This is a genomic window from Bradyrhizobium sp. USDA3010 (genome assembly GCF_056429065.1).
Map to the genome: position 1 here is coordinate 130,981 of NZ_JBWJZD010000012.1, position 17,345 is coordinate 148,325.

Below are 17,345 nucleotides of genomic sequence, written 5' to 3' on the forward strand. Positions count from 1 at the left end.
TCGCGCCGTTCCCGTCATGGTCGACAACCATGACAAACCAGCCCTTCTTCACCAGACATGGCGACGGCTTCATGCCGACGTCAGTTGCCAACGGACCGTGGAGCCCGGAATCGATGCACGGCCGCGTCGTGATCGGCCTGCTCGGCTTCGTCATCGAGGAGCGCCACAGCTCCGCTGATTTCGTCCCCGCACGGCTCACGGTCGACATGTTTCGACTGCCCAACATCACGACACCGGTCGAGGTGACGACGAAGCTCGTGCGCGATGGGCTCCGCATCAAGGTGATCGAGGCCGAGTTTATCTCCGGCGGCACCAGCATGGCGCGCGCCTCCTGCCAATTGTTGCGCAGGACGGAAAATGCGCCCGGCAATGTGTGGTCGCCGCCGAACTGGAAGGTGCCGGCGCCCGCGGAGATCCCGAAGCCGGCCGATCCGAGGCTCGGCATGAACGGCAAATGGGAGACGCGGCCGATCATCGGCCATATGGGCTCGCTCGGCGAGCGCAGGCTCTGGATGAGTGAAGTCCGCGAGCTCGTCGCGGGCGTGAAGATGACGCCGTTCGTCCATGTCGCGACCGGCGCGGATTTCGCCAGCCCGTTCGCAAACGCCGGCGACCAGGGCCTCGGCTACATCAACAGCGACGTCACGATCTATCTGCACCGTTTGCCGGTGAGCAACTGGATCGGCTTCGAGGTCGTCAACCATCACGCCACCGACGGCATCGCGATCGGCGAATGCTGGCTCTATGACGAGCAGGGCCCGATCGGCGCCTCCACCGTCGCGGCGCTCGCCCAGCGCAAGCCGATGACCAATCCGCCGCCGCCGTAGGTCCTCTTCACCGTCATCATTCCGGGGCGCGCCCCTTGGCGCGAGCCCGGAATCCATACTCACGATCGTGGTTATGGATTCCGGGCCTGCGCCTGGCGGCGCATCCCGGAATGACGACAGAGAAATTGCGGCTTCGATCAATCCAAATGCCGCTTCATCTCCGGCCGGGCCCTCAGCGCGGCGCCCTGCTTGCCGACGATCTTCGCGATCCGCTCCGGCGCGAAGTTCAGATCGACGAAGGCCGGCGCCGTGTTGGCGACCTCGTGATAACACGTGATCTTACCGTCGCGCAGCCGCATGATCGCGACGCCCTCGAACATCGCACGCGCGCCGTTGGCTTCCGGCAAGGTCGAGCGGTAGCTGAACGTGTAGCGCGCGTAGAGCGTCGTGCCGTCGCTGACCGGATCGTGCATCACCCAGCGGAAATCGGTCGCGGTCCGGTAGAACCAGTCGTCGATCATCTCGGCGATTCTGGCGCGCCCCTCGAACGCGCCATAGAACACATCGTGATAGACGCCGTCCTCGGTGAAGAGGCTCGCGAAGGCCTTGCCGTTGCGCTGCTCGACCGCGTCGCAGAATGCGCGCAGCATGCTTGTTGTATTATCCATTGGCTTCTCCCTTTACGGAGAGCCTAGCCGATCTCCGCCACCGCGGCGATGATCCGCGCGATGTCCTGCGGACGCGACAATCGGTGGTCGCCGTCCTGGATCATGGTCAGCACCACGTCCTCGGCCGGCAGCCGATGCACCAGCGCGAACGCATGCTTCCACGGCACGTCGGGATCCTGCGCGCCCTGCAGGATGCGCACCGGGCAGCCGACGTCGATCTGGCTGCCGAGCAGCAAGTGGTTGCGGCCGTCCTCGATCAGATTGCGGGTGATCGGATAGGGCGAGCCGTCGCCATATTCGGATGGCCTGAGCCAGACGCCCTTGGTCTCGATCTCGGCGCGGATCTCCGGCGAGAAGCCCTTCCACATCAATTCCTCGGTGAAGTCGGGCGCCGGTGCGATCAGCACGAGACCGGCGAGCCGGGCTGTGCCGTCGCCGCCCGCACTGGCACGTCTGGCGATCTCGCGGGCCAGCAGCAGCGCCATCCAGCCGCCCATCGAGGACCCGATCACGACCTGCGGCCCGCGGCAGAACTGCGAGAACACCGCGACGCTCTCCTCGAGCCAGCGGCCGATCGTTCCGTCGGCGAAGTCGCCGCCGGATTCGCCATGGCCGGAATAGTCGAACCTGACCGAACTGCGGCCATGCTCGGCGGCCCATGCATCGAGCGCGATCGCCTTGGTGCCGGTCATGTCGGACTTGAAGCCGCCGAGCCAGAACAGGCCGGGATTGCTGCCAGCCCGGGCGCGCACCGCGATCCGGCGAGCCGAACTGCCCTCGCCGACCTCGATGAAGGCGGGTTCCTGCTCGGATGTGGCGGTTTGGCTCATGGTTTGGTCACTCGCGTGTCAGATATCCGCTTTTCAATCGTCGCGCGGCAGCGGTCAACGACAGCACGCCCGTCTTGCAGAGCAGGCGCGCCCGCAATATGTGCCGGGCGTGGCCAAAATGCCTCGCAATTGACGGTTTTGCCGCGTAAAAGAGCGAGTTCGCTTGCCCGTCGCAGCGTCTTGCTTCAAAATATCCGCCTTCCCTTTCACAACTTTGGAGAGTTACCCATTCGCCGTCCCAATAGAGCCCCGCCCACAGTCGCAAAAGACGGGCCGCGCACCAATGATGAGATTCGCAACGCGCAGATCCAGCTGATTGATTCAGATGGTGTCAACCAGGGCACCGTCGAAACCATGGTGGCCATCAAGATGGCCATGGAAGCCGGCATGGATCTCGTCGAGATTTCGCCGAACGTCAGTCCCCCGGTCTGCAAGATCATGGACTACGGCAAGTACAAATATTCCGCGCAGAAGAAGGCCGCCGAAGCTCGCAAGAAGCAGAAGGTCGTCGAGATCAAGGAGATCAAGCTCCGCCCGATGATCGACGATCACGACTATGACGTGAAGATGCGCGCGATGCAGCGCTTCTTCGAAGAAGGCGACAAGGTCAAGATCACCTTGCGCTACCGCGGTCGTGAGATGGCGCACCAGGAGATCGGCACCAAGCTCTTGGACAAGGTGAAGGCCGACGTTGCCGAGTTCGCCAAGGTCGAGCAGGACGCGAGGTTCGAAGGCCGCCAGGTCGTGATGGTACTGGCGCCGCGCTAATTCGAATTCGTCGCTTTGCTGAAAATGGAGCAGCCCGTCAGACCTCTGGCGGGCCGTTTCTTTCCAGTAGCCCGGATGGAGCGGAGCGCAATCCGGGGCAGGTCGAGCCGCTGATGCACCGTCCCGGATTTCGCTGCGCTCCATCCGGGCTACGGGCCTCCCTCCTCCTGTGGCGTCTGCGGCTGACCCCATCCCGACCTTCCCCTTTTAGGGAGAAGGAGCAGGCCGAGCTCGGCCCGGTTCCGCCGTCTCAAACGTTGCAAAACCGCCGATCCTCTGTCATAAGCCGGGCCTTCGCCGCCCGGCTGATCAAGGGCTGCCGTGGCGACGTTCAGTGCAGGTTCTTTCAATTCGGAAAAAACCATAGCACTTTCAACGCTCTAACGAGCATTTTAGCCGGCCGAACGCCTCTTTGGGCGATATTCGTGTTGGGCGACAGGAGAGCTAAATGCCCAAGTTGAAGACCAAGTCGGGCGCTAAAAAGCGCTTCAAGGTGACCGCCACTGGCAAAGTCATGCACGCCCAGCGCGGCAAGCGCCACGGCATGATCAAGCGGACGAAGAAGCAGATCCGTCAGCTCCGTGGCACCCGCGTGCTGTTCAAGACCGACGGCGACAACGTCAAGAAGTACTTCTTGCCGAACGCCTGATCGCGCTCATCTGCTTGAACCCGGCCGCGCGTGGCGCGGCGCCCCGTCACTTCTTCTAGATCTCAAGGATTTCCGTCATGTCTCGCGTCAAACGCGGTGTGACCTCTCACGCCAAGCACAAGAAAGTCTTCAAGGCCGCCAAGGGCTATTACGGCCGCCGCAAGAACACGATCCGCACTGCCAAGCAGGCTGTCGAAAAGGCCGGCCAGTACGCCTTCCGCGACCGCAAGCGCAAGAAGCGCACCTTCCGCGCGCTCTGGATCCAGCGCATCAACGCTGCGGTCCGCCCGTTCGGCATGACCTACAGCGTGTTCATCAACGGCCTCTCCAAGTCGGGCGTCGTGGTCGACCGCAAGGTGCTGTCGGATCTCGCGATCCACGAGCCGGTTGCGTTCCAGGCGATCGCCGAAAAGGCCAAGGCCGCGCTGGCAGCCTGATCCTAGCGGGCTGTGGAGCCCGCTTTCAGCGCCTTCTGCGAATAGCGCTGGGCGACCTGCGCCCGGCAGAACGCCGTAAACGAGATGTACATGGTGCCGGATTCATTCCGGTACTTGCGGTCGCAGACCTGCATCTCGTGCCGGTACGCCCGCTTCGGCGCGCCCTTGAGGCCGGACAGGAAGTCCGCCTCGCATTTCTTCTCGACCACCGCACCGAACTGGACGTCTCCGCTGGCGCCGTATTCGCACGCCTCGAAGATCTTCATCGCGCGGTTACAGTTCGGCGCCTTCTCCAGCACCGCGATGATGTCGTCCATCTGGGTCGATTTGGCGGGACATTCCTCGGTCGCGGCCTGCGCCGTGGCAAGCATGAACAGCACCGCCGGCACGGCCAGGCAAGATCGCAGCAACATCGCGTGGGTCTCCTTGCACTCCCCTTGGGTAGCCCGGTCTCTGCGCGGGGTTCAATGCTGCCGGCCACAAGCCCGAAATGACCGGCTTTTTGCTTGACGTTACGGCCTTCGGGCGGCGACAACCCAGCCGAATTTTGGCGCATGGTTCGGAAGCCGGCTCTTCCCACCGGATCATGCTCAGCGCAGGAATTGACCGTGTCCAACCTCGCAACGCTCGAAACATCCATCCTCGACCAGATCGCCTCCGCCGCTGACGAGGCCGCCCTCGAGGCGGTGCGCGTCTCGGCGCTCGGCAAGAAGGGTTCGATCTCGGCGCTCCTTGCGACCCTTGGAAAAATGTCGCCGGAGGAGCGCAAGACCGAGGGCGCAAGGATCAACCTCGCCAAGGATGCGGTGACGCAGGCGCTCGCGGCCAAGCGCGATGTGCTGAAAGCGGCCGCGCTCGATGCGCGCCTCGCCGCCGAGACCATCGACGTCACGCTGCCGCTGCGCGAGGCACCCGCGGAGACCGGCCGCATCCATCCGCTGAGCCAAGTCTGGGACGAACTCACCACGATCTTCGCCGACATGGGCTTTGCGGTCGCCGAAGGTCCCGACATCGAGACCGACGACTACAACTTCACAAAACTGAACTTCCCGGTCGGCCATCCCGCCCGCGAGATGCACGACACCTTCTTCTTCAATCCGAAGGCGGACGGCTCGCGCATGCTGCTGCGGACCCACACCTCGCCGGTGCAGGTGCGCACGATGCTGAGCCAGAAGCCGCCGATCCGCGTGATCTGCCCGGGCCGCACCTATCGCATCGACTCCGACGCGACCCACACGCCGCAATTCCACCAGGTCGAAGGCCTCGTGATCGACAAGGGCTCGCATCTCGGCCACCTCAAATGGATCCTGCACGAGTTCTGCAAGGCGTTCTTCGAGGTCGACCACATCAACATGCGATTCCGGCCGTCGTTCTTCCCGTTCACCGAGCCGTCGCTCGAGGTCGACATCCAGTGTCGCCGCGACAAGGGCGAGATCCGCTTCGGCGAGGGCGAGGACTGGATGGAGATCCTCGGCTGCGGCATGGTGCATCCGAACGTGCTGCGTGCCTGCGGCATCGATCCCGACGTCTACCAGGGCTTTGCCTGGGGCATGGGCATCGACCGCATCGCGATGCTGAAATACGGCATCGCCGATCTCCGCCAGCTGTTCGAGAACGACATCCGCTGGCTCAACCACTACGGCTTCAAGCCGCTCGACATCCCGACGATCGCTGGCGGGCTCAGCACGTGATGTCCGCGCGTGAGCGCGACATTGTGAAACGAGCGACCAAGATAATCTAGTCAACACCAACAAGAACCGAGGCATGCAGCCGTGAAGTTCACCCTCTCCTGGCTGAAGGAACATCTCGAGACCGACGAGCCGCTCGACAAGCTCGCCGACAAGCTCACCATGATCGGGCTTGAGGTCGAGAACATCGAGGACAAGGCGAGGGCGCTCGCGCCGTTCACCATCGCGCGCGTGATCTCGGCCGAGCAGCACCCGAATGCCGACCGGCTGCGCGTCTGCATGGTCGACACCGGCGACGGCGGTGCGCCGGTGCAGGTGGTGTGCGGTGCGCCGAATGCGCGTGCCGGGCTGATCAGCGTGTTCTCGCCGCCCGGCACCTACATCCCGGGCAAGGACATCACGCTCGGCGTCGGCACCATCCGCGGCGTCGAGAGCCGCGGCATGCTGTGCTCGGCGGCCGAATTGCAGATCTCGGAAGACCACGACGGCATCATGGAGCTGCCGGCCGACGCGCCGCTCGGCAAGGGCTATGCCGACTGGGCCGGGCTCGGCGATCCCGTCATCGAGATCAATTTGACGCCGAACCGGCAGGACTGCACCGGCGTGCACGGCATCGCGCGCGATCTGTCCGCCGCCGACATGGGCAAGTTCAAGGACCCGGGCATCAGGCCGATCAAGGGCGAATTCCCCTGCCCGGCTCAGGTGAAGGTGGAAGACGCCGCGCTGTGTCCGGGCTTCGCGCTGCGACTGGTGCGCGGCGTGAAGAACGGTCCGTCGCCGGAATGGCTGCAGAAGCGGCTGACCTCGATCGGCCTGCGCCCGATCAACGCGCTGGTCGACATCACCAACTTCATGACCTACGACCGCGCGCGTCCGCTGCACGTGTTCGACGCCAAGAAGGTCAAGGGCAACCTCACCGTCCGCCGCGCCAAGGACGGCGAGACCCTGCTCGCGCTCGACGGCCGCACCTACACGCTCGACAGCAACGTCTGCGTGATCGCCGACGAGCACGGCGTCGAATCGCTCGCCGGCATCATGGGCGGCGAGGCCTCGGGCTGCGGCGACAACACGACTGACGTGCTGATCGAATCGGCGCTGTGGAACGAGATCAACATCGCGCAGACCGGCCGCAAGCTCGGCATCAATTCGGATGCGCGCTACCGCTTCGAGCGCGGTGTCGATCCGGCCTTCATGGTGCCCGGGCTCGAGCTCGCGACCAAGCTGGTGCTGGAGCTGTGCGGCGGCACGCCGTCCGAGAACGTCGTGGTCGGCAAGCAGTTCGGCGAGGATCGCGTCGTCGACTTCCCGCTCAGCGAGGTCAAGCGCCTCGCCGGCATCGAGGTGCCGTTGGTCGAGGTGAAGCTGATCCTGACCCGGCTCGGCTTCATGCTGGCCGGCAACGGCCCTGTCGTGAAGATCGCGATCCCGTCCTGGCGCACCGACGTGCAGGGCAAGGCCGACATCGTCGAAGAGATCGTGCGTATCGTCGGCGTCGACAAGGTGCCGATGACGCCGTTCGATCGTGGCGAGGAGCCGCGCAAGCCGGTGCTGACGCCGATGCAGCAGCGCACCCGCCGCGCCAAGCGCGCGCTCGGCGCCCGCGGCATGGTGGAGGCCGTGACCTGGTCGTTCATCACCAATGACGCGGCAAAACTGTTCGGCGGCGGCCAGAGCGAGCTCGTGCTCGCCAACCCGATCGCAGCCGATCTCTCCGACATGCGGCCGAGCCTGCTGCCCGGCCTCGTCGCGGCGGCTCAGGCCAACATCAACCGCGGCTATCCCGACGTCGCGCTGTTCGAGGTCGGCCAGGTGTTCCGCGGCGACCGACCCGAGGACCAGCTCGTGGCTGCCTCCGGCGTCCGCCATGGCTACGCCTCGTCGAAGGGGATCGGGCGGCACTGGACCGGCTCGGCCACGGCGGACGCGATGGATGCCAAGGCCGATGCCTTCGCTGTGCTGGCGGCCGCTGGCGCGCCGATGCAGGCGCTGCAGATTGTCCCGGGAGGTCCGGCGTGGCTGCATCCGGGGCGCTCCGGCACCATCCAGATCGGCTCGCAGAACGTGCTCGGCACTTTCGGCGAATTGCATCCGCGTGCCGCCGAGGCGCTCGGCGCCGACGGCCCGATGATCGTGTTCGAGGTGATCCTCGATCGTGTCCCGCAAGGCAAGCAGAGGGCGACCCGCGCCAAGCCGATGCTGGAGCTCTCGGCGTTCCAGCCGGTGTCACGCGACTTCGCCTTCATCGTCGATCGCAGCGTCAAGGCGGGCGACATCGTCCGCGCGGCGCAGAATGTCGACAAGAAGCTGATCACTGACGTGACCGTGTTTGACGTCTATGAAGGCAAGGGCATCGATCCCGACAAGAAGTCGATCGCGATCGCGGTGACGATCCAGCCGCGCGAGAAGACGATGACCGACCAGGAGATCGACGCGATCGCCGCCAAGGTCGTCGCCGAGGTGACCAAGAAGACCGGCGGCACGCTGCGGGCCTGATCGGGCTGCGCACACCGTATTGAAATCGTCACCCTGAGGAGGCCGCGTAGCGGCCGTCTCGAAGGGTCGACGGCCCGACTGCGGCCGTTCATCCTTCGAGGCTCGCTCCGCTCGCACCTCAGGATGACGGTCTGACAGAGGTGCAGTTGCGTTAGAACCGTAGTGCGAGCGCGCGCACCGAACAGCAGATCGAACCTCACTCCCAGCCCCGCATGACCTCCCCCTCCCTCATCCCGTCCGACATCAGCACGAACATCGCGCTTGCGATCTGCGCGATCGCTTTCGTGTCGGGCACAGCGCGCGGCTTCTCGGGCTTCGGCTCGGCGCTGATCTTCATGCCGCTCGCGAGCAGCGTGGCGGCGCCTCGGCTGGTGGCGGCGCTGCTGCTGATCATCGACTTCGTCGCCGCCGCGCCGCTGCTGCCCAACGCCTGGACCCATGCCGATCGCAAGGCGACCGCGGTCATGGTCGCCGGCGCGTTGGTCGGCGTTCCCATCGGCACCTATTTCCTGACGGTGCTCGAGCCCGTGACCACACGCTGGATCATCTCCTGCTTCGTCGCGGCGCTGCTCGCGCTGCTGCTGTCGGGCTGGCGCTATCACGGCAAGGATCACGCCGCGCTCTCGATCGGCGTCGGCGGCCTCTCCGGCTTCTGCAGCGGCCTTGCGCAGACCGGCGGCCCGCCGATCGTCGCCTACTGGCTGGGACGCCCGATCTCGTCGGTGATCTCGCGCGCCAACATCGTGCTGTTCTTCGGCGCCTCGGATTTCTTCTCGCTGGTCAGCTACTGGTTCACCGGATTGATCACGATCGAGTCGATCAAGTTCTCGCTGATCGTCGGCCCCGTCTACGGCATCGGCGTCTGGTTCGGCGCGTCGCTGTTCGGCAAGGCAAGCGAGCAGGTGTTTCGCGCGATCTGCTACGCGCTGATCGCGGCGGCCGTCATCGTCGGCCTGCCGGCGCTTGATGGCATTTTGCGCGGCGGCTAGGCGGACGCTGAACCACCTCGCCCCGCTTGCGGGGAGAGGTCGGATTGCGTAGCAATCCGGGTGAGGGGGCTCTCCGCATACTGACGTCTTTCGAATTTGCGGCGCCACCCCTCACTCCTCCCTCTCCCCGCAAGCGCGGGGCGAGGGAGAAGAAAAGGGGAGGAACACCATGATCGATCGCCGCAATGCATTGAAACTGGCGCTCGGCAGCGCCGCTCTGCTCGCAGCGCCGGCGGTGCGCGCGCAGGGCGCAAAGCCGCGCACGCGGATCGTGTTCCTCGGCACCAAGGGCGGCCCACGGGTCGGCAACGGCGCCTCCAATCCGGCCAATCTCGTCGTCGTCAACGACACGCCGTTCGTGATCGATTGCGGCATGGGAGTCAGCCGGCAGCTGGTCAACGCCGGCGTGCCGATCCCTTCCGTGAAGTACATCTTCATCAGCCACCACCATTCCGATCACAATCTGGAATACGGCAATCTGTTCTACAACGCCTGGGCAGCCGGCCTGTCGACGCCGATCCATTCGTTCGGTCCCAAGGGGATCGAGGCGATGACCAGGGAATATTGGGAGCTGAACAAGTTCGACGTCGAGACCCGGATCGCGGACGAAGGCCGGCCCGATCCGCGCAAGCTGCTGATCGCCAAGGACATCACCGACGACGGTGTGGTGCTGAAGACGCCTGACGTCACCGTCACCGCGTTCCGCACGCCGCATCCGCCCATCACGGACAACTTCGCCTACAAGTTCGAGACCCCGGACGGCACGATCGTGTTCTCCAGCGACACCGCCTACAATCCGAAGCTGGCCGAGTTCGCCAAGGGCGCCGACGTGCTGGTGCACGAATGCCTCTACATTCCCGCGGTCGATCGGCTGGTGGCGAAGACCAAGAACGGCGCGACCTTGAAGAAGCATCTGCTCGACAGCCACACCTCGACCGAAGACGTCGGCCGCATCGCAGCCGCCGCTGGCGTGAAGACATTGGTGCTGAGCCATTTCGTCCCCGGCGACGACCCTGATGTCACCGACGACGACTGGACCAGAGACGTGAAGACGAATTTCAAGGGCCGCATCGTGGTCGCCAAGGATCTGATGGAGCTGAAGCTGCCGGTGTGAGCCGGCGAAACGCTCTGCACTCGTCATTCCGGGGCTCGTGCTTCGCACGCCCCGGAATGACGAGAGAGAGAGAGAGAGTCGCCACCCCTAACCACTGAGTTGCCCGACGGCGCAAGCCCCGCAGCAATATTTCGGTTTACCGGAGGCCAAATCATGTCGCCAGAATGCGGATGTATGACTCTCAGGTCGTGAAACAAATTCCGCGTCGTCCCGGGCAAGCGTAGCGCGACCCGGGACCCATAAACACCGATGGTCATTGCGACGCCACGCTGGGGCTCCAGCTCACTTCGATAACATGGTTCGGTGGTTATGGGTCCCGGCTTTCGCCGGGACGACACCTGTTGCTCGGCGACCTCGTTCTGCCAGCCTGTCAGATCGCGATGCCTGATCTCACACAGCCATCAATTCATCGGCCCGGCAGAACGCGGCGCGCGGCGCTTGTGTTTTGCAGCGGGCGCTGCGGGCTCCGGTGTCGCATCCTTCGCCCCGCCGATCCTGCGCAGCGCGGCGTCGGCGGCGCGCTCGCCGCTTTCCCAGGCGCCGTCGACCGTGCCCCACAGCGTCTCGTGCGTGGCCTCGCCCGCGAGATACATCGCGCCGATCGGCTCGGACAGGATCCTGCGGGAAAGTTGCGCGCCGGGGACAGCCGCCGACATCGCGCCGAGGATGAAGGGCTGTGCATTCCAGCGCGTCGCGCTGGTCTTCTTCACGGCAGCGCCGACCTCGCTGCCATAGAGCTTGGTCAGCCATTCCACCGCGAAGGCGGACATCGCCTTCTCGCCCTGCGCCGACAGGTCGCGGCCGAACGAGCCCGCGACGTCGAGCGTGCACAGCGAGGAGCCCGCGATATTGCCGTAGAGCAGCGCCGTCCTGGTCGAATTGCTCTGCTCGATGATGACGTCGTCGCGCGACAGCCCGAGCGGATTGCCGGGAATCTGCAACGCGATGCGATCGTAGCTGCCGAGGCCGAGCTTGGCGGCGGCGTCGAGCGTGCGCTTCGGGATCTCAGGCGCAAACTTGATATTGCCGCTCGCCAGCACGTTGCTCGACACCGTGACGATGGCGGCGCGCGCGGTGATCTTGCCGGAAGGCGTCTCGACCATCACGTCGCGATTGCTCCAGAGGATGCGCTGCGCCGGTGTCGACAGCGCCAGCGGAAGCTGCTCGCCGAGCTTCGCGATCAGCGCGCCGAGCCCCTGCCGGCAGGCGATCGCGGTGTTGCGATCCTGCGCACGCACCTTGTCGACGGCCGAAAGGTCCTTCAGATCCTTGCCGCTGAAATTGGCGCCGAGCAGGAATTCCGCAGTGCCGGCCCAATCGCCGAGATCCTTCGGCATTGCCGCGGCGCAGGCGATATCGGCCTTGCGCGAGGCGTCGTCGATGGCGCGATTGGCGCGCACCAGCGCCGCCAGAAACTCCTCGGTCTCGCCGGGGCGGGCGTAGCGCCGGCCGATGCGAATCTTCTGCCCTGCAGGCGCGGTGACGATGTCGAGGCCCACGGAGCGCGCCAGCCGGATCATCGGATTGGTTTCGGGATTGTGCATCCAGCGCGCGCCGCGGTCGAACGGCACCTCGAAGGTCGATGCATCGGTCTGGCAGCGGCCGCCGACCTGCCCGGACGCCTCCACCACGATCACCTTGCGGTTCGCAGCGGCGATCCGTCGCGCCGCGGCAATGCCCGCCGCACCCGCGCCGATCACGACGATGTCGGCCTCGCGCGGCAGCGGCGCAGCGACAACCCGGCCGCCCAGCACGGGCGCCAGCGCCAGAGCTGCGGACGCCGACAGGAAATCGCGGCGGGTCACTGTCATGACATAGCTTCTGGCATGGTTTCCGAGGACTTGCAGAGAATGGGAACGCTTCGCGAACTGTGCCGCATCTCACCGACCGCAGCAACCATCATGGTAAATCAATCATGATTGATCCGCCGATGGCATGAACTAAATTGCAACGGCTTGCGACCATGATTAAGTGAACAGAAGCGGTCGTAGAACCGCTGGGGGGAATCCATGGGCGTAATGCTCGATACCGTCGGTAAATGGATCGCGGGGTACCTGCAGAAGGAGGTCCCCGGTTACGAGCCATTCACGCCGAGCGACCCGGACCATCTGCGGGGCATCATGCAGCCCGGCGATGTGTTGCTGGTCGAGGGCAACAACCGGATCTCCGGCATCATCAAATACCTCACGCAATCGACCTGGTCGCATGCCGCGCTTTTCGTTGGACCGATCGACGGCGCGTTCGAGCCTGACGGCGAACAGCATGTGCTGATCGAGGCCAATATCGGCGACGGCGTGACCTCCGCGCCGCTGTCGAAATACCTGTCCTATCACACCCGCCTCTGCCGTCCGGTCGGGCTGTCCTTCGAGGACCGCACCACGGTGTGCCGCTACGCCATCAACCGCATCGGCTTCGGCTACGACACCAAGAACATCGTCGATCTCGCGCGCTATCTGTTTCCGCTGCCGATCCCGCAGCGCTGGCGGCGCCGCATGATCGCGTTCGGCTCCGGCGATCCGACCAAGATCATCTGTTCGGCGCTGATCGCGCAGGCGTTCGACGCCGTGCGCTATCCGATCCTGCCCAAGATCACGCGTGCTGCCAGCCGCAAGGCGCGCCGCGAGATCCTGCACATCCGCGATTCCTCGCTCTACATGCCGCGCGACTTCGACATCTCGCCCTATTTCGAAATCGTCAAACCCACCATCGTGCACGGTTTCGACTACACGGCCCTGCACTGGGCCGACAAGCAGAAGCCGCTCCAGGAGGTAGCGGGCGAATTCAGTGTGTTTCCAGAGTACAAGTCGCCGCCGCTTGCTCCTGAAGCGATTGACGAAGAGGCGACGCTTCCGGCTGCGGAAGTGACGGCGGCAGAAACCGCACCGGTGTGATGGCCGCAGGCGTCAGGCTCGACACGTCGAGCGCTGGCCGCCTCAACCCCGATCTGGAATTCGTCTCGTCATCGGGCTTCGTCGTTGAGTTCTCGCGCTCGTATCACTAGGGTGCGCGCGCTTCACGCCTGCTTTCATTCGGTAGTTTTACGGTGCTTTCGCTTATCAATTTCTCGGCGATGGCTGCCGCGTCGGACAAGGATCCGGCGCGCTGGCGCCGTCCATTGATCAAATGGCTGGAGGGAATCGAGACCGGGTGGTCGATCCCGATTCTGCTCGTCCTCTTTATCGCGACCTGGACCACGTATCTCGTCATCGCCTATCTCGGCGCCGGCCTGCATCCGGACGTGCTCGAGACTTGGACGCTCGGCCGGCACCTCGCATGGGGATACCCCAAGCATCCGCCGTTGATGGGCTGGATCACACGGGGATGGACGGCGATCTTCCCCCTGACCGACTGGTCGCTGCAGCTGATGGCGATGGTCAATGCGGCCGTGGCGCTGTGGGCGGTCGACCTTATTGCCCGCCGCTTTGTCCGTGGCGAGAAGCGGGCGATCGTGCTGCTGCTGCTGATGCTGCTGCCGGTCTATCAATTCCACGCCCAGCGCTTCAATGCGAACACCGTGCTGCTAGCAGTCTGGCCGCTGGCGACTTATTGCTGCCTGCGTGCGTTCGAGGCGCCTAGGCAGCTCGGCTGGGCGATCGCGGCGGGCGCGGCGTGCGCACTGGCGATGCTCGGCAAATATTATTCGATCTTCCTGGTCGCGAGCTTCGTCTTCGCAGCCGTGCTGCATCCGGACCGCCGCCGCTATCTGCTGTCGGCCTCGCCCTGGATCTCGGCGTTGGCTGGCACGCTCGTGCTTGGCCCGCATCTGCACTGGCTCGCCACCACAGGAGCAACGCCGTTCGACTATGCGCTCGCGCATGCCGGCGCCGATCTCGTCGCCGCGTTGTGGGAAGTCACCTACTTCATCACGGGCCTGATCGCGGCCCTTTCGGTCGCGGCGGTGACATGGGTGTTCATTGCCGGCCCGCGGCTGGCGCGGCTGCCGGCCGATTTCCGCGCGATGAACCCAGGGCTCCGTTTGTTGCTGCTGGTCGCAATTGGGACCATCCTGTTTCCGGTGATCGTCTCGCTTGCGATCGGCACCGACCTGCCGTCACTCTGGGCGGTGCAGGGTCTCTTCCTGTTCGTGGTTCTGATCGTGTGCGCAACGAGGTACCCGATCGAGCGCTTCTACGCGGTCAACCTGACCGTCATGGTGGTCGGGATCGCCATTCTCGCCGTCGTCGTCGGCGCTCCGATCCATGCCCTCTATCGCAACGCTTACGGCTATAAGGAAGGCCGCGACTTCTATCGCGCCGCCGCGGCGGAGCTCACCGCGCGATGGCACGACGCGGCGGAGACGCCGCTCGTCGCCGTCAGTGGCGACGACGCGCTCGCCTTCGCTGCCGCCTTCTACAGCCCGGATCATCCGTTCTATGCCCGGCCGTTCGCCTATCAGTACACCTGGGGCTTGCCGCGCAAGACCACGCTCGATCGCGGCTGGGCTGCATTGTGCTTCGCCGACCAGTCGGACTGCCTGAGCTGGATGGAGCGCACGACGTTGCGCGCGACCGACGTCTTTCGCTCCGAGTTTGATGCCCAGGCGACGCTGCTGGGCAGGGCCAGCCGGACACGGCGGGTCGTGATGCTGATCGTACCGCCCTATCGCGAAACACCCCCGGTGCAGCCCGATGTCGAGGATTTCAGCTCAAGCCGCCGCGCGCGCGACTGATCAGAACGTCGCCGCCAGCGTCAGGCGCACGGCAAGCGGCTCGGCGGGATGCAAATGACGGTCGGCGACGCCGTCGATCGGTTCGCCCGGCAGCCGCGACAGATAGTCATATTCGATCTGGTTGGTTTGCGCGTTGAGGAGATTGAGGACGTCGAGCTGCAGCCGCACGCCGTTGTCGAATTTGTAACCCGCGCGGGCGTTGACGATGAAGGACGACAGCGAACGGACGCTGTCGTCCTCGATCAGCGGACGCGGACCGAAATAGCGGGCGCGCAGGCTGCCGAACCAGCCGGTGTCGCGACCGAAGGTGACGCCGCCGCTGGCGACCCAGGCCGGTGCGCCGGGAATGAAGTTGCCGACCGGATCATAATCGGTGAAGCGGGCGCGGGTATAGGCGAGGTCGAAATCGAGGCTCATCCACGGCAGCAGTTTGTACTGGTTGGTCCACTCGACGCCGACCCGCCGGCTCGGCCGGCTGGGCTCGGTGGTGCCGGCATCGCCGACGAACAGCAGCTCGGAATCGAAGTCGAGCACGAAGACCGCAAGCGACGAGGTGAGGCCGTCGATTGCCTTGGTGCGGATGCCGAGCTCGGCACCCTTCGAGCGCACCAGCAGCGGCACGCGATCGAGCGGCGTCACCTTGTCGTTGGGATCGACGGTGATGGTCGCGCCGCGGATATCATTGGAGTGCAGGCCGAAGCCGGCATTGCCGTAGAACTCGGTCTTGGACCAGGGACCGAGCACGATGCCGGCCTTCGGGCTCGTCATCGCCGCCTGCGCGTTGCCGGAATTCTGCGGCATGTCGCTCAGCACGTGGCCGGCAAAATAATCCTCGCGGATGCCGACGGTGGTGCGCAGCCAGTCGGTCCAGCGCGCGGTGGTATCGGCCCATAGCGCGACACTGCCCTCCTGCACCTGGTCATTGCGCACGGTGGACAGGATCTCGCGCTGCGCGGTCTTGAACAGGCCGACATTGATGTTGTCGTAGCGGGTCTGCGCGCCGACCCGCGCCTGTGTGTCGATGCCGGCGATGCGGACATCGGCGGCGTGGCTGGCATCGAAGCCATAGACGGTGCGCTTGTCGGCCTGGCTGAACTGGTCGCCATTGACGGGGTCGTCGAGGAAATAAGTAAAGTCGTTGTAGAGCTGCAACGACGAGCGGATCACATAGGCGTTGAGCCTGGTCTGCCCGTAGTCGCTGGACTGCGCCCAATTGCCCGACAGGCTGAAGCGGCTGGACGTGCCGCCGTCGGTCGGATCGAGCGAACCGTAACGGCCGATCAGGCCCTGATCGATGGTGCGCTGCGCGACCTGGTCGGTCGAATTCCAGCCGTTGGAATAGACCATCGCAGTCAGCGAGAAGCCGTCGGTCGCGGTGCCCTGGCTGTAGCGCACGACGCCGTTCAGCTTGTGGATGTCGTCCGGCACGTCCCACGGGCCGTTGTATCTGTTGGCCTCGAAGGCTGCGAGCAGCGTGCCATCACCGACCCTGGTCGAACCCGCGGCCATCGCGCGCCGATAGCCGAAGCTGCCCGCGGTCAGCTCCACGATGTTCTTGGAAAGCGGGTCGAGATAGTTGATATCGACGGCGCCGGCGGACGCGAAGTCGCCCTTGTCGGCGTAGTACGGACCCTTGCGGACATCCATCGACTGGATCAACTCCGGGATCAGGAAATTGATGTCGGCATAGCCCTGGCCGTGACCATGGGTCGGCATGTTGACCGGCATGCCGTCGACAGTGATGGCGAGATCGGTGCCGTGGTCGAGATTGAAGCCGCGCAGAAAATACTGGTTGGCTTTGCCCTCGCCGGAATGCTGGGTGACGATCAGCCCCGGCACCGCCTCCAGCACTTCGCCGACGCGCGAAACCGGTCGCGCATTCAATTCCTCGCCGCTGATCTGCCGCGCGCTGGCGGCGGTCGGTTGGAGATTGGATGCGGCTACGTTCGCGGAACCGCCGGTGATTCCGCTGGCCGCAGAGATGGGCTGACTCGGTTGCGGCGCGGCCGGCCGGTCGTGATTCGCGGCGACGTGCCGTGGACGCTGCAACGGCTTGGCGCGTTTGGGCGGAGCATGATCGGGCGACGTCACCGTCACCGGCGGCAGCTGATCGGTCGCGGCGGGAAGCGTCTGCGCGTCGGCGACCGGCGCCCATGCCGCAATGGATGCGGCGGCGGGAAATATCCGCCATACAATACGACGCAACGCCCATGCCCCAGCATGATACCTGCTACAGTCACGCGGCGACCGCACCAGCCCAACCAATCCCGGCA

At 65.0% G+C, this 17,345-nt stretch carries 15 protein-coding genes; 10 read left to right on the plus strand and 5 right to left on the minus strand.

Translation table 11 applies throughout. The annotated features are described in order from the left end of the window. Positions 1 to 29: 29 nt before the first annotated feature. The gene (locus tag AC066Y_RS20250; RefSeq protein WP_478275417.1) at positions 30 to 827 is read left to right on the plus strand and encodes an acyl-CoA thioesterase domain-containing protein; all 798 of its coding nucleotides are present in this window, start codon (positions 30 to 32) and stop codon (positions 825 to 827) included. Between the two features lie 137 nt (positions 828 to 964). On the opposite strand, the gene AC066Y_RS20255 is transcribed toward AC066Y_RS20250, so the two are convergent. Both AC066Y_RS20255 and AC066Y_RS20260 read right to left on the minus strand, forming a co-directional pair. Further along, positions 965 to 1,435: a nuclear transport factor 2 family protein gene (locus AC066Y_RS20255; protein ID WP_478275418.1), complete on the minus strand. Its 471-nt coding sequence runs from the start codon at positions 1,433 to 1,435 to the stop codon at positions 965 to 967. A gap of 23 nt (positions 1,436 to 1,458) precedes the next feature. Next, complete coding sequence (locus AC066Y_RS20260; RefSeq protein WP_478275419.1) at positions 1,459 to 2,265, minus strand: alpha/beta hydrolase; 807 nt, start codon at positions 2,263 to 2,265, stop codon at positions 1,459 to 1,461. Between the two features lie 228 nt (positions 2,266 to 2,493). On the opposite strand from AC066Y_RS20260, the gene infC reads away from it, so the two are divergent. From infC to rplT, 3 genes are all read left to right on the plus strand, one after another. Further along, positions 2,494 to 3,033, plus strand: a complete 540-nt coding sequence (infC, locus tag AC066Y_RS20265; protein ID WP_092126381.1) for a translation initiation factor IF-3 — start codon at positions 2,494 to 2,496, stop codon at positions 3,031 to 3,033. Positions 3,034 to 3,481: 448 nt separating this feature from the next. Next, positions 3,482 to 3,682 (plus strand): 50S ribosomal protein L35, encoded by a 201-nt coding sequence (gene rpmI / locus AC066Y_RS20270; protein WP_008539890.1) that lies wholly within the window; start codon positions 3,482 to 3,484, stop codon positions 3,680 to 3,682. Between the two features lie 77 nt (positions 3,683 to 3,759). Beyond that, positions 3,760 to 4,119, plus strand: coding sequence for a 50S ribosomal protein L20 (rplT, locus tag AC066Y_RS20275; protein WP_029081033.1), 360 nt, complete (start codon positions 3,760 to 3,762; stop codon positions 4,117 to 4,119). Positions 4,120 to 4,121: 2 nt separating this feature from the next. Here the strand turns inward: rplT and AC066Y_RS20280 are convergent, their stop codons facing one another. Further along, the gene (locus AC066Y_RS20280; RefSeq protein ID WP_478275420.1) at positions 4,122 to 4,532 is read right to left on the minus strand and encodes a hypothetical protein; all 411 of its coding nucleotides are present in this window, start codon (positions 4,530 to 4,532) and stop codon (positions 4,122 to 4,124) included. A 195-nt stretch (positions 4,533 to 4,727) separates the two neighbouring features. Between AC066Y_RS20280 and pheS the strand changes: the two genes are divergently transcribed. The 4 genes from pheS to AC066Y_RS20300 all read left to right on the plus strand — a co-directional run bounded on the left by pheS (position 4,728) and on the right by AC066Y_RS20300 (position 10,403). After that, positions 4,728 to 5,810 (plus strand): phenylalanine--tRNA ligase subunit alpha, encoded by a 1,083-nt coding sequence (gene pheS / locus AC066Y_RS20285; protein WP_478275421.1) that lies wholly within the window; start codon positions 4,728 to 4,730, stop codon positions 5,808 to 5,810. An 81-nt stretch (positions 5,811 to 5,891) separates the two neighbouring features. Beyond that, the gene (gene pheT / locus AC066Y_RS20290) at positions 5,892 to 8,300 is read left to right on the plus strand and encodes a phenylalanine--tRNA ligase subunit beta (RefSeq protein ID WP_478275422.1); all 2,409 of its coding nucleotides are present in this window, start codon (positions 5,892 to 5,894) and stop codon (positions 8,298 to 8,300) included. 212 nt (positions 8,301 to 8,512) lie between these two features. Further along, positions 8,513 to 9,289 (plus strand): sulfite exporter TauE/SafE family protein, encoded by a 777-nt coding sequence (locus tag AC066Y_RS20295; RefSeq protein ID WP_478275423.1) that lies wholly within the window; start codon positions 8,513 to 8,515, stop codon positions 9,287 to 9,289. Positions 9,290 to 9,458: 169 nt separating this feature from the next. Then, positions 9,459 to 10,403: an MBL fold metallo-hydrolase gene (locus AC066Y_RS20300; protein ID WP_478275424.1), complete on the plus strand. Its 945-nt coding sequence runs from the start codon at positions 9,459 to 9,461 to the stop codon at positions 10,401 to 10,403. 401 nt (positions 10,404 to 10,804) lie between these two features. Here AC066Y_RS20300 and AC066Y_RS20305 read toward each other — a convergent pair whose 3' ends face one another. Beyond that, positions 10,805 to 12,214, minus strand: coding sequence for a flavin monoamine oxidase family protein (locus AC066Y_RS20305; protein WP_478275425.1), 1,410 nt, complete (start codon positions 12,212 to 12,214; stop codon positions 10,805 to 10,807). Between the two features lie 198 nt (positions 12,215 to 12,412). Here AC066Y_RS20305 and AC066Y_RS20310 point away from each other — a divergent pair, with 198 nt between their 5' ends. Together AC066Y_RS20310 and AC066Y_RS20315 are read left to right on the plus strand one after the other, a co-directional pair. After that, the gene (locus AC066Y_RS20310; protein WP_224924146.1) at positions 12,413 to 13,294 is read left to right on the plus strand and encodes a YiiX/YebB-like N1pC/P60 family cysteine hydrolase; all 882 of its coding nucleotides are present in this window, start codon (positions 12,413 to 12,415) and stop codon (positions 13,292 to 13,294) included. 179 nt (positions 13,295 to 13,473) lie between these two features. Further along, positions 13,474 to 15,072: a glycosyltransferase family 39 protein gene (locus tag AC066Y_RS20315; RefSeq protein ID WP_478275478.1), complete on the plus strand. Its 1,599-nt coding sequence runs from the start codon at positions 13,474 to 13,476 to the stop codon at positions 15,070 to 15,072. Here the strand turns inward: AC066Y_RS20315 and AC066Y_RS20320 are convergent, their stop codons facing one another. Then, positions 15,073 to 17,277, minus strand: coding sequence for a TonB-dependent receptor (locus AC066Y_RS20320; RefSeq protein WP_478275426.1), 2,205 nt, complete (start codon positions 17,275 to 17,277; stop codon positions 15,073 to 15,075). Positions 17,278 to 17,345 lie beyond the last annotated feature (68 nt).

Excerpts from the sequence above, each read along its gene's own strand:
- AC066Y_RS20300 (WP_478275424.1), top strand. The coding sequence starts at position 9,459 with ATGATCGATCGCCGCAATGCATTGAAACTGGCGCTCGGCAGCGCCGCT.
- AC066Y_RS20280 (WP_478275420.1), bottom strand. The coding sequence starts at position 4,532 with ATGTTGCTGCGATCTTGCCTGGCCGTGCCGGCGGTGCTGTTCATGCTT.
- AC066Y_RS20295 (WP_478275423.1), top strand. The coding sequence starts at position 8,513 with ATGACCTCCCCCTCCCTCATCCCGTCCGACATCAGCACGAACATCGCG.
- rpmI (WP_008539890.1), top strand. The coding sequence starts at position 3,482 with ATGCCCAAGTTGAAGACCAAGTCGGGCGCTAAAAAGCGCTTCAAGGTG.
- AC066Y_RS20260 (WP_478275419.1), bottom strand. The coding sequence starts at position 2,265 with ATGAGCCAAACCGCCACATCCGAGCAGGAACCCGCCTTCATCGAGGTC.
- AC066Y_RS20250 (WP_478275417.1), top strand. The coding sequence starts at position 30 with ATGACAAACCAGCCCTTCTTCACCAGACATGGCGACGGCTTCATGCCG.
- AC066Y_RS20315 (WP_478275478.1), top strand. The coding sequence starts at position 13,474 with ATGGCTGCCGCGTCGGACAAGGATCCGGCGCGCTGGCGCCGTCCATTG.
- AC066Y_RS20305 (WP_478275425.1), bottom strand. The coding sequence starts at position 12,214 with ATGACAGTGACCCGCCGCGATTTCCTGTCGGCGTCCGCAGCTCTGGCG.
- rplT (WP_029081033.1), top strand. The coding sequence starts at position 3,760 with ATGTCTCGCGTCAAACGCGGTGTGACCTCTCACGCCAAGCACAAGAAA.
- AC066Y_RS20255 (WP_478275418.1), bottom strand. The coding sequence starts at position 1,435 with ATGGATAATACAACAAGCATGCTGCGCGCATTCTGCGACGCGGTCGAG.
- AC066Y_RS20310 (WP_224924146.1), top strand. The coding sequence starts at position 12,413 with ATGGGCGTAATGCTCGATACCGTCGGTAAATGGATCGCGGGGTACCTG.